This window comes from Streptomyces acidicola (assembly GCF_009377235.1).
GTDB lineage: Bacteria > Actinomycetota > Actinomycetes > Streptomycetales > Streptomycetaceae > Streptomyces > Streptomyces acidicola.
Window position 1 is genome coordinate 41,243 of sequence record NZ_VMNX01000007.1, and the last position, 13,546, is coordinate 54,788.

Annotated in this window: 7 protein-coding genes; 4 read left to right on the forward strand and 3 right to left on the reverse strand. The window is 71.2% G+C overall.

Annotation, left to right across the window (positions count from 1 at the left end):
- Window positions 1-200: 200 nt before the first annotated feature.
- On the forward strand, window positions 201-1,199 hold the full coding sequence (locus tag FPZ41_RS04535; protein ID WP_152859343.1) for an alpha/beta fold hydrolase: 999 nt from the start codon (window positions 201-203) through the stop codon (window positions 1,197-1,199).
- 239 nt (window positions 1,200-1,438) lie between these two features.
- Window positions 1,439-2,512, forward strand: a complete 1,074-nt coding sequence (locus FPZ41_RS04540) for a lysylphosphatidylglycerol synthase transmembrane domain-containing protein (RefSeq protein ID WP_152859345.1) — start codon at window positions 1,439-1,441, stop codon at window positions 2,510-2,512.
- Window positions 2,513-2,554: 42 nt separating this feature from the next.
- Here FPZ41_RS04540 and FPZ41_RS04545 read toward each other — a convergent pair whose 3' ends face one another.
- The 3 genes from FPZ41_RS04545 to FPZ41_RS04555 form a co-directional block, all read right to left on the reverse strand.
- A complete protein-coding gene (locus tag FPZ41_RS04545) occupies window positions 2,555-7,489 on the reverse strand; it encodes a DNA repair ATPase (protein ID WP_152859347.1) in 4,935 nt (1,644 codons plus the stop codon).
- A 75-nt stretch (window positions 7,490-7,564) separates the two neighbouring features.
- The gene (locus FPZ41_RS04550; protein WP_194235985.1) at window positions 7,565-9,598 is read right to left on the reverse strand and encodes a flotillin family protein; all 2,034 of its coding nucleotides are present in this window, start codon (window positions 9,596-9,598) and stop codon (window positions 7,565-7,567) included.
- 90 nt (window positions 9,599-9,688) lie between these two features.
- Window positions 9,689-10,177, reverse strand: coding sequence for a hypothetical protein (locus FPZ41_RS04555; protein ID WP_194235986.1), 489 nt, complete (start codon window positions 10,175-10,177; stop codon window positions 9,689-9,691).
- A gap of 443 nt (window positions 10,178-10,620) precedes the next feature.
- Between FPZ41_RS04555 and FPZ41_RS04560 the strand changes: the two genes are divergently transcribed.
- Entirely contained in the window at window positions 10,621-11,988 is a 1,368-nt protein-coding gene (locus FPZ41_RS04560; RefSeq protein ID WP_152859349.1) for an MFS transporter, read from the forward strand.
- Between the two features lie 441 nt (window positions 11,989-12,429).
- A complete protein-coding gene (locus FPZ41_RS04565) occupies window positions 12,430-13,512 on the forward strand; it encodes a non-reducing end alpha-L-arabinofuranosidase family hydrolase (protein WP_152859351.1) in 1,083 nt (360 codons plus the stop codon).
- The last annotated feature ends 34 nt before the right edge of the window (window positions 13,513-13,546 follow it).

Sequence of the window (13,546 nt, forward strand, 5' to 3'; positions counted from 1 at the left end):
ACTGTCCATTTTTACTTGTTTGACATGAAACGATCCACCTTTCGGGAGCCCCGGTCGGGAGGCCCGCAAGGGCCGGAGGCCGATCCGCGCGGCAGGCTCTTCGCACGGCGCGGATTGCGGCGTTGGATTACGATTTGTCTAGCACTGACTTCTGATACATCTGATGAAGGAGTGCCCTACGGTGAGGTAGGTGTCTGACGATGGCCCTGATCTCTTCGTTCATCGCCGCCGTAGACCGTCCGGGCCGCTCCGTGCGGGCGGCGGCGGGTTATCTCCACGACTTGCTCACCGCGACGCAGCCGGGGCCCGAGAGCGGGTGTCCGCACGACAACGGAGAGGTTGCCGCCCCCCGGAGGGCGGCCTCGTTCGTGAAGGGATCCGCTCCGGGTCTGGGGGCGGTGACCGTGGCGTACGAGCAGCAGGGCACCGGGGAGCCGCTGGTCCTCCTGCACGGTGTCGGGCATCATCGGCAGGCCTGGGACGAGATCGTGCCGCTGCTCGCCGGGCAGCGGGAGACGATCGCCATGGACCTGCCCGGGTTCGGAGAGTCCCCCGACCTGGGTCCGACCGTGCCGCGCGATCTGCCGACGGCTGTGCTCTGGCTGGGTGCCGTGTTCGCCGAGCTGGGCGTGGAGCGGCCGCATGTGGTCGGGCATTCGCTGGGCGGACTGATCGCGCTGAACCTGGGCCAGGCCGGTCTCGCGCGCAGCGTGACGGCCGTGGCACCGGCGGGGTTCTGGACCGATGCCGAGCGACGGCACACCTACAGCATGCTGGCAGCGGCGCGACAGAGCGTGCGGCTGCTGCCGGACACGGCCATGGTCCGCCTGGCGCACACGGCGGCTGCCCGGGCCGCGCTGGCCGGCACCCTCTACGGCCGGCCGGACAGGTGCCCGCCCGAGACGCTGATCTCCGATCTGCGGGCGCTGCGGGACGCCACCGCCTTCAACGCGACCTTGCGGGCCGGGCGGGCACCGGGCCTGTTCACCGGAGACATCCCCGGCGTGCCGGTCACCATCGTCTGGGGCACCCGTGACCGCATCCTGCCGCCCCGGCAGGCCGCTCGCGTCCAGGCCATGATCCCCCGGGCCCGGCTCGTAGAACTGCCCGACTGCGGTCACATTCCGATGAACGACGCGCCCGACCTCGTCGCCCACATCATCCTTGAGGCAACCGCGTCGGCCCCTGTGGAGCAGTAGGCGGCCTCGTGTGAGAACGCCGCGGTTTCCACGCTCCGTCGCGCAGTTCGCATGACGCTCCCCTCCGGGGGTACCCGCGCCGAGCGGGCCGGGCGACGCCCACCCGCCACCGAGGACACCGGGCCCTCAACAGGGCCGGTCCTCCGGGCGAACGTGGTCCGGGGCCGGCAGGTGTGTCCCGTGGATCAGTTGCCGTCACCGGACTCCCGCACCGCGCGGATTCTCGAAGGTGACGAGCCATGCCACAGCCGGGGGCCGAGTCCGAGAACCCCAGGGTGGCGCACGGCCCCTTCGCGCGGCTGCCGGGCTGGGTGTGGTGGCTGGGTGCCGTGCTCGTCGTGGTGGCCGCGGTTGTGGTGGCGATCTCCCGGCGGCGCGAGCTGGTGGAGGCGTACCACCTGATCACCCGGGTGCGCCTGCCCGGCCTGGCGGTCGCCGTGGTGTTCGAGGCGATGTCCATCATGTGCTTCGCGGCCGTGTCGCGCTGGCTGCTGCGGGCCGGTGGTGTGCGGTGGAGCATGTTCCGGATGACGGCCTTCGCCATGGCCGCCAACGCCATGGCCGGTGCGCTGCCGGGCGGGGCGGTCTTTTCCGCCGCCTGGGTGTACCGGCAGCTGTCACGCAGGGACGTGGGGCATGTGCTCGCGGCGGCGGTGCTGGTGATCGCCGGTGCGTTGTCGACGCTCAGTCTGGTCGTCCTCCTCCTGGTCGGCGCGCTCGCGACCGGCCCGAGCGGCCTCGGCTCCTTCGTTCGCCCAGTGATAGGCGTGCTGGTGTTCGCCCTCGCGCTCGGTCTGGTGGCCCTTGGTCTGTCCCGCTTCGCGAGCTTCCGCCGTGTGCTGCGGCGCTTCTGGGGGCACATCGGTGAGCGTTCCAGGCGAGTCCGGCAGGCAGAGGTGGCCCTGGTCAACCTGGCCGACCAGGCCCGCAGCGTGCAGCCCGGGTTCCTGCCGTGGCTGCGGCCGTTCACGTTCGCCCTGCTCAACTGGATCTTTGATGCCGCATGTCTGGCGGGCGGGATGTGGGCGCTCGGCATCGGTGTGCCGTGGCACGGACTGCTGCTCGCCTACGGGCTCACCCAGATCGCGGGCTCTCTGCGTCTGACCCCCGGCGGCCTGGGCATCGTCGAGGCGAGCCTGTCCGCGCTGCTCGTCGCCTACGGTCTGCACCCCGGGCAGGCGATCGCCGCCACGTTCCTCTACCGGATCATCAGCTACTGGGCGTTGCAGCCGATCGGCTGGGCGTGCTGGGTCGCCGTGACCCTCAGCCCCGCCCCGTCCTCTCGAAGCCGCAAGGCGGAGGGCGGGCGGTGATCCCTCGGACCGGCCCGACGCCGGCGCGACGGGTACCCCGGCTCACCCTTCCCCTGGTCCTGGCGCTGGACGAGCTGCGTGCCGGGCGGTCGGATGCGCGACGGGGCGCCCCGCGTCGGCGGCGCGGTTGATCGCGGTCTCGACGGCCGCGAGCCGGTCGGCGAGCAGTCCGAGTGTGGCGACCGCGCGGGCGAGCGCAGCGAGATGGGGGTCCCCCTGGCCGAAGGCTGGGGGATGGTCGGCCTCCGGTCCGCCGAGGGTGTGGGTGCGGACGTACGCCGCTTTCAGCTCGCCCCAGCGCTGGGCCTGTTCGGTGGTGAGCGTGCCGCGGAGTTCGGCCAGTTTCAGCAGGTTGGCCTCGGCGCCGGTGGTGAGGGTCTGGGCCTCGGCCCTGTAGTGGTCGTCGATCAGCGCGGCCAGTTCGGCGTCGTTCATGACCGGCTGGACGCGCTGGGCGATCTTGTTCATGGTGCGGTAGGACCCCTGCAGCCGAAAGGCCGGTTCCGTGCGGGTGGCGTCGGTCTGGGCGGCCGAGGCGATGTACGCGGCGTTCACGGCCAGGACCGTCTCGCGGGCGGTCCGCACATGGCGCAGGACGGCCAGGATCGCCTCCAGCTCGGCGGGCGCGTACGGGTGGGTCAGCCGGTCCGCGTGAGCCGTGGAGTCGCCCTCGGCCAGGCGGACCAGGAGGTCGAGGTCGGTGCGGTCCCGGCCGGCGAGCGGCGCGAGGACCGGGTTCGCGGTGAGCGCGTTCTCGATGAAGCTGACAGCGAAGGCGTCCTCCTTGCCGGTCAGGACGTCGCCGAGGTTCCATACGTCGGCGCGGTTGGCGAGCATGTCGGGGACGCTGAAGCGGCTGCCGGACTCGGTGTAGGGGTTGCCGGCCATGCAGACGGCGAAGCGCTTGCCGCGCAGGTCGTAGGTGCGGGGCCCGCCGTCCCGCACGCCCTCGATACGGCGCGTGGCGTCGCACAGCGGGATGAACCTCTGCAGCAGCTCGGGCGAGGTGTGCTGGATGTCGTCGAGGTAGAGCAGGGTGTTGTTGCCCGCCTCCAGCGCGAAGTTGATCTTCTCGACCTCCTGGCGGGCCGTGGCGTTCGGTGCCTCGGCCGGATCGAGCGAGGTGACGGCGTGCCCGAGCGCGGGGCCGTTGACTTTCACCAGCATGAGACCGAGACGGTCGGCCACGTACTCCATGAGCGTCGTCTTGCCGTAGCCCGGCGGGGAGATGAGCAGAAGCAGGCCTCCCGTGTCGGTACGCCGGGTCTCGCCGGTGGTGCCGAGCTGCTTGGCGAGACCGTCGCCGACCAGGGGGAGGTAGACCTCGTCGATCAGTGTGCCGCGGACGAACGCGGACATCACCCGCGGCCGGTGCTCGTCCAGGCGGATACGTGATCGCTCGGCGGCCACCAGTGCCGTGCGGCGACGCTGGTAGGCGCGGTGCGCGGGGACCTGGTGGGTGCGGAACGCCCGGGTGCGGGCGAGGAGTTCGTCGACCCGGACCGTGAGCGCACGGCCGCTGATGCGGGGGTGGGTGCCGAGCAGTCCCTCGACGGTCTTCGCGAGCGGCGCGTCGGACTCGTAGCGGAGCAGGCCGGGGCAGAGCTCGGCGGCCACTGCTTCGGCCAGGTCGCCGGGGGCCGGGTCGGTGCCGGTGGCAGCGGTGTACGACGACAGCCACGCCTCGACCAGCTGCTTGCGGGCGGTGAGGTCGCCGACCGCGGCGAGGTCGTCGTCGTACGCCGACGTGCCCACCGTGCGGCGGAACTTGTCGAGCAGTGTGCGGGCGCCGGCGCTGAGGACGAAGCCGTCGGGGCCGGCCGTCAGCTCCTCGAACAGGTACGCGGCCGCGGCGGCCCTGACCGGTCCGCCGATCGCCTCCGCCAGTTCCTCCCGCAGCTCGGCGATCGCGGGCGGCGGCCCGAAGGTGTCCCGGGCCCGGGCGAGTGACACCGAGCGCCGTGTCCAGTTCGCGCGTGCCTCGGGTGTCGTGCCGTGCGCCCAGAACAGCTGGGCGGCGGCGCGGGCGGCGGGTTCGTGCCGCAGCAGGCCGGCGTCTTCGTGCAGGTGCAGGAGTGCGGTGAGGATCAGCACCGTGTCGTGGTCGTGGATTCCGCGCTCGTAGCCCTCGTCGTAGGCCTCGTCCGCCGCCTGCCGGACCAGGGCGGGCAGGTCGGCCTCCGCCAGCGCCTGCGGACCGTGCTCGTCCAGGAGTCGGGCGGCGAGGTGCTCGGCGCGGTAGACCTCGGGCGACTCCGACGGCAGCGGACGGTCCCAGTACGGACGGGTGGCGGCGAAGTCGGGGTCCGTGACGGGGGCGCGGTAGTCCGTGCCGGTCAGGGCGAAGGCCACGCCGTCGCCGTGCGGAACCAGGGCGAGGTCGAGGGGCTGGGTGTTGACGGCGAAGCGGTGGGGGCCCAGACGCAGGGTGCGGCCGTCGTCGGCGTACAGGTCGGAGCGGTCGCGCAGGGCGCGCAGGGCCTCCTGGCGGGCCGCCTTGAGTCGGCCGTCGAGTTCCTCCGCTCTTACCTGGTCGCCGAGTTCGCGCAGTTCGCCGGCGATACGGCGGACCTTGGCGGGCATCGGGTCGGAGGTGAAGTACGTGGCGACGGCGTCCGCGTCGGTGAGGGCGACGGCGCGGCGGGTGACCGTGCGCAGGACCCTGGTCGCCGAGTCGGCGAGGCGTTCGGCACGGCGGGAGCGGGCGTCGGCGAGGGTCTGCCTGCGGGCGGAGAACGCTTCGTGGACCTCGTCGCGCTTGTCCGCCAGCTCGCCGAGAAAGTCGTCGGACTCGGCGAAGCGGGACTCCAGGTTCTCCACCTGCACGAGCATCCGGGTGAGGTGTTCGTCGCACGCCTCGGGGCTGTCGGAGGCCGCGAGCGCGCCGACGACCGCCTGGCCGAGCAGCGCGAACTCGGCGGCGAACACGGCGTGTCCCTCCCGGTCCAGGAGGTCGCGGCGGCGGCCGTCGAGGACGGACCGGGCACGGTTGACGCCGCCGAGAACCTCGGCGATGTGTTCCAGGACGGAGGTGCGGACGGTGGCGTCGCCGATGTCGAGTCCGGCGACGATCTCGGTCACCGTGCGCAGCTCGTCGGCGAGTTCACCGAGACGGGCGGCGAGGGGCGCGGCCTCGGCGACGGTGGTGAGCGCCTCGGCGTCGGCAGCGATCCTTTCGATGCCGGCCTGGTGGTCGGCGAAGGCGTCCTCGCGGGCGAGGTGGGCGACGGCCCGCTGCCCGAAGGCGGCGAGGTCGGCCTGGATGTCGGCGTCGAGTTCGTCGATGCGGGCGGTGTCCGCGTACCGCGTGTCCTTGAGGGTGAGCAGATGGCCCTGGGCTTGGCGAAGTTCGGTCAGTCCGGCCACCCAGGCGGCGGCACTGCGGGGCGCCTCGCCGCGCAGGCGTCGTACGACTCCGGCGGCCCGGGCGATGGCCGCGGCGAGCGCGTCCGCGGCCTGCCGGGTCAGTGCCTGGACGGTCTCGAACTCGGACAGCACTTGCTCGGCGGTGACGCGCATCTGCTCCAACGGGCCCAGCAGATCGCCGAGTTCGGCCTCGCCCAGCCAGTGGTAGGAGTCGGTGGCCCGCACGCAGGCGGCGGCGAGTGCCTCGTACACCTCGCTCGTCGGCGTGGTCTCCGCGACGGCGCGGGTGAGGGACAGACAGTCGGAGATGCCGCGTACGAGGTCGGCGTTGCCGACGCGGGCCAGCGTGCCGGTGCCGGCCGGCTGGGCGGCGGCGTGGGTGTCGGAGACGTAGGGGGAGTTCCACAACTGGACGCTGTGCACGCGCTGCGGCTCGGCGTCGGCTCCCGTGGGGTCCCCGCGCAGCACCATCAGCGTGCCGTCGTCGTGGAGAGCCCAGCCGTGGCCGGACAAGGGGGTGGCGACCTCCTTGCGGATCAGGTTGTACGGCAGCAGCAGGCTGCGGCCTTCCACGCGCGCGTGGAAGGCGTACAGGACGTCCTCCCCGTTGGGTGAGCGGATCTCACGCTCGAACTCCAGGTCCGCAGTGCCGATGCCGTCGAAGGTCTTGTGCGCGCCGGTGGCGAGGCAGTAGCCGCCGGGGAAGACGATGCCCTGGTTCTCGGGCAGGCGGCGGCAGGCCCGGCCGATGCCGTCGAGACGGACGACGGTCCTGGTGAGGGTGTTGAACACCAGGTAGCGGTGGACGTCCTCGTTGTACGGAAGGACGTCCAGCAGGATGAGGGCGCCCACGCGCGCGTACGCGATGTCCGCGTCGGCGAGGGACTGCAGCGGCTCGGCGACGGGCTCGGCGTAAATGCCTTCATCCGTCTCGGTGTTGTCCTCGACTTTGACGGTGAGAGTGCCGCCGACCGTGTCCACGAAGACCTCGTCCTCGATGGAGACATGCGGGTGACGGCCGAGGACGTGGTCGTCGCGGGTCGTCCTCGTCCACTCGACGTCGTGCGAGGGCGGGACGACGTGGTCGCGTTCTCCGCGCGCGTCCAGGAACGTCACCGGTCCGTCCTCGGACACGGCCCAGCGCAGGACGCGGATGTCCCCCGCCTTCTCACCGGTCTGGAAGACGGCCAGCAACCTGCCGTCGACGCGGCGGAGTCGGCGAAGGCGGGCCCCGCGGTAGTAGCGGTGGAGGGCGGTGAACTCGCGTACGAGGGCCGGGTCGTCGAGCAGGCCGGGCACGGCGTCGTCGGGCAGCGTGTTCAGACCGCGGTCATGCAGCGTGAAGACGTCGCTGAGGGTCGTCTCCGGCTTCAGGTCGAGAGGGACGTGGTGGCCGAAGAGCAGAGTGCCGCCCACGGAGACTATGTCGCGGGGCACGCAGTTGTGCTCGGTGCGCAGCCGGCCGGTGCTCGTCAGCTCCAGCCGGGTGGAACCGAACTCCTCGGTGCGACGGGCGTTGAGCGCCTCGGCGCGGCGGGCGAGTTCGGCGGCCTGCGCGGTGAGGCGGTCGCGCAGCACCTCGTAGCTGCCGGTGTCCGGGCCGGTGGTCATGGGTCCCTCTCAAAAGGTTGGGAAGCATGGCCGGGAGCTGCCGTCCCCTGTGCGGCAGCTCCCGGCCATGGGCTGTCAGGGCTTGGCGCTGCCGTTGACCGCGGCGAGCGGAGTGTCCGCGAGGCCCAGCTCGCCGGCCCTGTCGAGCAGTTGCTGAAGCCGTCCGGCATGGGCGCCGCCGCTGTGCATGAGCTTCATCAGCAGGGCGGACACGGTCAGGTTCTGCACATCGCCGGTGGAGACCGAGCCGAGGACACGGCTCAAGTCGTCGGCGAAGCTCGCCGTACCGTCCAGCCAGGGCCCCGCCAGCGCCTGCGCGGTCTCGGAGTGCTGGACGAATCCGTCGACGCCCTTGCCGAGCGCGATCGAGGACACCAGCCGGTCGAAGAAGACCGACTCGCCGCCGACGATGTCGATGTCGGCGTTCTCCAGTCCGGTGGCGAGCACGGTGGCCTGTGCCTCGGCGACCTGCCGCTGCACGTCAAGCCCGGCCAGGCGGATGTCCTTCTCTGCCTCCAGCCGCAGCCGGTACTCCTCGTGGCCGCGGGACGCCTCGTCGAGCGCGGCCATCGCCGCCGCCTTCTCGGTGAGACCGGCCGCCTCCGCCTTGAGCTTCTCCCCGATGGCCTCCGCCTCGGCGAGCGCCCTGGCCCGGGCTCCCTCGGCCTCCGCACGCATGCGCGCCTCGGTGGCCTCGGCCTCCGCGCGGCCGGCCTTCTCGATGACCTCGGCCTCCTTGTCACGGACCTGGACGGCCGCCAGCCCCTCGGCGGCGCGTTCGGCCTGGATGCCCTCGGCCAGCCGCAGCTTGGCCCGCGCGTCGAGGTCGGCGCTCTTCAACCGCGCCTCGGCCAGAGCGAGTTCCTCGGCGGCGCGGTGCACGGCCGCCTGCTCGGCGGCCTCCGCGGCCTTGATGTCCTTGACCAGCTTCTCCTGCGCCTCCGCCTCGGCGGCGATGACGACCGCCTGTCGCTGCCGCTCCGCCTCCTCCACGGCACGCAGCCTCTTGATGGACTCCTCCTGCTCGGCGACCGTACGGTCCACCGCGACCCGCTCGCGGATGACCTCGGCAATCTCCCGCTTCTCCGCCTCGACCTCCTTCGAAGCGGCGATTCGGGTCAGCTCGGTCTCCCGCTCCCGGGCGATGACTTCGAGCTGCCGGTCCTTCTCGATGCGCTCGTTCTCGACGGCGATGACCCGCTCGCGGTTCTTCGCGGCCACGGCGACCTCGCGACCCTGGTTCTCCCGCTGGACGCCGAGCTGTTCCTCGGTGCGCAGGAACGCGCCCTGTGCCCGCAGCCGCTCCTCCTCCACCACGCGCGCCGTCTCGGCCTCCTCACGGGCCCGTACGGTCTCGATCTCCCTCTTCTGCTTGATCTCGGCGTCCGCCTGACGCCGCTCCAGCTCCAGGATCGTCTCGCGGGCGTCGACGTTCTGCCGGGTGATCTCCATCTCCTCGGTGCGCTGGGCCTCGTTGGTGCGCACGTGCTCCACGGCCGTCAGCTCGGTGATCTTGCGGATGCCCTGGGCGTCCAGCACGTTGGCCGGGTCGAGCTGGGTCAGCGGCGTCTGCTCCAGGTAGTCGATCGCCGCGTCCTCCAGGTGGTAGCCGTTGAGGTCGACACCGATGACCTCGATGATCCGGTACCGCAGCTCCTCGCGCTTGGTGTACAGGTCGGTGAAGTCCAGTTGCTTGCCGACGGTTTTCAGCGCCTCGGAGAACTTCGCGTGGAACAACTCCTGCAGCGTCTTCTGGTCGCTCGCACGAGCGGTGCCGACGGCCTGAGCGACCTTGATGACGTCCTCGACCGTCTTGTTGACCTTCACGAAGAACGAGATGCGGATGTCTGCGCGGATGTTGTCCCGGCAGATCAGCCCGTCCCGTCCGGCCCGGGTGATCTCGATGGCCTTCACCGAGATGTCCATCACCTCGGCCTTGTGCAGCACCGGCAGCACGACCTGCCCCGTGAAGGTCACGTCGACCTTCCGCAGCTTGGACACGATCAGTGCCTTGCCCTGCTCCACCTTGCGGAACAGCAGCGAGACGACGAGTAGGGCAAGCAGGCAGACGGCGACGAACACGCCGAGGCCCACGGTCATGGCATTCATGGCATACGTCCTTGAGGCGTAAGGGAGTTGGAGCGTGGTGATGGAGGAGCCGGGGGTGGGCTCGGTGGCGGCGCGACTCGGACTGCGTGGCTAGGCGGCGCGGTCGCGCGGCCGGACCGGGTCACTCGATGCGCCCCAGCAGGGGTCGCGGTCGCCGGCATCCGGGATCCCGTTGCCGTCGCCCGTGCGGGCCTCCCTCGGCACGGGCAGCCCGGGTTTGTCCGGGAAGAGGCGGTGCAACGGCCGTACGATCAGGCAGGTCGTGGCCCAGGCGACGAGCAGCGCTCCCGCGGGCGCGACCAGGCGCAGCAGCCCGTCGGCGGGTCCCGGGGGCACGAACACGGCGATCAGAAGCGCGGCTCCCACGCTCAGGGACCAGGCGAGCACCGTCAGCAAGGACAGGGCGACCGTCACGGGCACGCCGCTCATCCGCCACGCCCGCAGGTCCACGTCCGTGTCGAAGCTGTCGACGGCGGCGACACCCAGGGCGGACAGGAGCCAGAAGCAGACGACCACGACGAGGGCAGCGGTCAACAGGATCGTGGGCAGACCGGTGGCGGCCGTCAGCAATGTCCGCATCTCCCCGTCCCCCCTCCGCTCGCAGCACGCGCCCCTTGTCTGACACGGCCGTTCCGGATTCCGGTGCCGGACACCTGCCGGTGCCCGGCACCGGAATCATCCGTTGTGCTCCCCGCGAGCCATGCTGCACGACCGGGCCTCGGCCGCGCATTGCCGGTTCCCGGCAGTGTTCCTTGGGGTCTGCATGCCGGTGACCGTTAAGGAACCGCCGCCACGGTATCCAGGGCTGCGCGACAGTCCGCCGCAGCCACTACCCGGACGCATCGACGTCTCCTCACACCATTGACACTCGCCTGTCCCAACCCGAGACTCATGTCCGCCAGTGAATCGGATTTCACCAGGCGAACAATCCTCACGTTCCAGGGCCCGCTCATCACCTTCCCGTCCCCCTCTCTCCCCCACTCATCTCCGATCTCTCCTCCCGCTCATCTCCAAGGACGAAGATGAACCAATCCCCCGCGTCCGCCGCGCTCCGTCCCCCACACACGTTCCGCACCGTGTTCCCGGTCCTGGCCCTGTGCTGGCTGGCCGTGTTCTTCGACGGCATGGACGTCAACATCTACGGCGCCGTCATGCCGCACATGCTCGACGACCCAGGGCTCGGCCTGACCCCGGCCATTGCGGGCACGATCGGCAGTTGGACCACGTTCGGCATGCTCATCGGTGCGCTCACGGCCGGAAACCTCACCGACTGGCTCGGTCGGAGGCTGATGCTGGTGGCCAGCGTGACGTTGTTCTCCGTCGGCTCGGCGATCTGTGCCATGGCCGGCGGCGTCGGCCTGTTCGGTTTCGGCCGGTTCTTCTCAGGTCTCGGCCTCGGCGGGCTCATGCCGCTGTGCCTGGCCATGGTCATGGAGTTCGCCCCGCCGCGCCGGGCGGCCCTGACCACCGGCCTGCTCATGACGTCGTACCACTTCGGGGGCATGGCGGCGACCGGGCTCGGTCTGACGCTGGCCCCGGCCGCAGGCTGGCGCTGGGTGTTCTGGGCGGGTGTGCTGCCGGCTCTGATCGCGGTGCCGCTGCTGCTGGCCCTGCTGCCCGAGTCGCCCGGTGTCCTGCTGGCGCGGGGCGAGCGCGACAAGGCCGATGCCGTCGCGGACCGCTACGGGCTTCCGCGGCCCACCGCTGTCGCAGCTCCGGCGGCCGGCGCCAAGGGCCGGCTCGCCGCCGTACGGGCGTTGTTCCGCCCCGAGTCCCGCTGGGCGACTCCGCTGCTGTGGCTGGCCTCGTTCTGCGGTCTGCTGCTGGTGTACGGCGTGAGTACCTGGCTGCCGCAGATGATGCGCGCCGAGGGTTACGGCCTGAGCTCCTCCGTCAGCTTCCTCATGGTGATCAACGCGGGCGGCATCGTCGGCCTGCTCATCGCGGGCCGCACCGCCGACAAGTTCGGCGCGGTGCGCGTGTCGGCGATCTGGTTCGTGCTGACCGCCGCCGGGGCCCTGCTGCTCAAGGCCCATCTCCCGCTGGGCGTGACGTACGCCGTCGTCGCCGTCACCGGTGTGTGGCTGTTCAGCGCACAGGTCATGGTCTACGCCGCCACCAACTCCGTCTACCGCGACAGCGAGCGCGCAGCCGGCCTCGGCTGGGTCACCGGAGTCGGCCGCACCGGAGCCGTCGTCGGCCCGTGGCTGATCGGCTCGCTCGCGAGCAACGGCAACCAGAGCTGGGGCTTCACCACCTTCGCCCTGGCCGGGCTCGTGGGCGCGGTCGCGATCGCCCTAGTGCCACTCGCCCGGCGGATCGGCCGGAGCGACACCCAGTCTCCGGCGCCCGTCGCGGCCACGACGGGCGCGAGCACCTCGGGCGCCTGACGCTCCGCCCCTCGCTGCGTTCACGGTTACCCGTACGACGACTGCGCTCGGAGCGCGTTCCGCGCACACTGGCGGCGGCCGCCGCAGCGGTGGCTCTCATCACTGCTGCGGGGGCCGCCGCCGCCCTTCCCCGCACGCCGAGGGCCACGGGCCCGAAGGGCCTCGTGCGCTTGACGCGGCGCCGAAAACCGAATGATGCAAGGGGTATTGACGCTTGCACTCAGGCTCGTATTCTCCATCACGCCCGAAGTGTCGGCCGACGTTCGAGACTTCGAACCCCGGCTTGGTTGAAGCGGCTCGTGCTCTCTGCGCGGGTCGGGCACGACAGCACCCGCATCATCCGTACCGGTAAGGCTCTCCCCCACGCGCCACCGTGCCGGAACTCCAAGGGCGCACAGGTGTGTCCGTGCGGCGGGCCCCGACCGCTTCCTGGAGCCTTGTATGCCCGCATCCGTACGACGACGGCCTCACCCGCGCCTCCGCCGGACGGCGGCGGCCTTCGTGTCAGGCCTGGCGCTGGCGCTCGCCCTCCCCGCGCAGGCCTCCTCCGCTCCGCCCGGGCCGGAGCGGGCAGCCGCCACCGCAGCGGCAGAGCTGCCGAGCAGTTTCCGGTGGTCGTCCAGTGGCCCGCTGATCGCCCCCAAGCCCGACGCGAGTCACCCGGTGGTCTCGGTCAAGGACCCGACGGTGGTCCAGGCGAACGGGAAGTGGCACGTCTTCATGACGACCGCGAACACCTCCGGCACCTGGAGCCTGGCCCAAACGAGTTTCACCGACTGGTCGCAGGCCGCCTCGGCCCCGCTGACCTACCTGGACACGAACCCCAACATCGGCACCCGGTATGCCGCGGCTCCCCAGGTGTTCTACTTCGCGCCGAAGGGCGTGTGGTACCTCGTGTACCAGACCGGGCCGCCCTCGTACTCCACCAGCACGGACCCCGGCAACCCGCAGAGCTGGTCCGCCCCTCGGACCTTCCAGAACGCCGCTCCGTCGGGGACGCTCGACTACTGGGTGATCTGCGACAGCACCAAGTGCTATCTGTTCTCCGCGGACGACAACGGCCACGTCTACCGGTCGGAGACCACCGTCGGCGAGTTCCCGGGCGGCTTCCGCAACACGCAACTCGTGCTCCAGGACGCCGCATTCGCCCTGTTCGAGGGCGGAGCCGTCTACCGCGTCCAGGGCACCGACACCTATCTGCTGCTGTGGGAGGCCATCGGCGGCGACGGGAGGCGGCACTACCGCTCCTTCACCGCCCAGGGGCTCACCGGCCAGTGGCAGCCGCTGGCCGCGACCGAGGCCAACCCGTTCGCCCGCAGCAACAACGTCACCTTCCCCTCCGGCGCCTGGACAGCGGACATCAGCCACGGCGAACTCATCCGCAGCGGCAACGACCAGACCATGACCATCGACCCGTGCCGCCTGCGGTTCCTCTACCAGGGCATGAACCCGTCGGCCGGCGGGGACTACTCCCAGCTCCCCTGGCGCCTGGGGCTGCTCACCCAGACGAACAGTTCCTGCTGATCCCTCATCCGCCCGCATCTGTTCGGTCCATCAC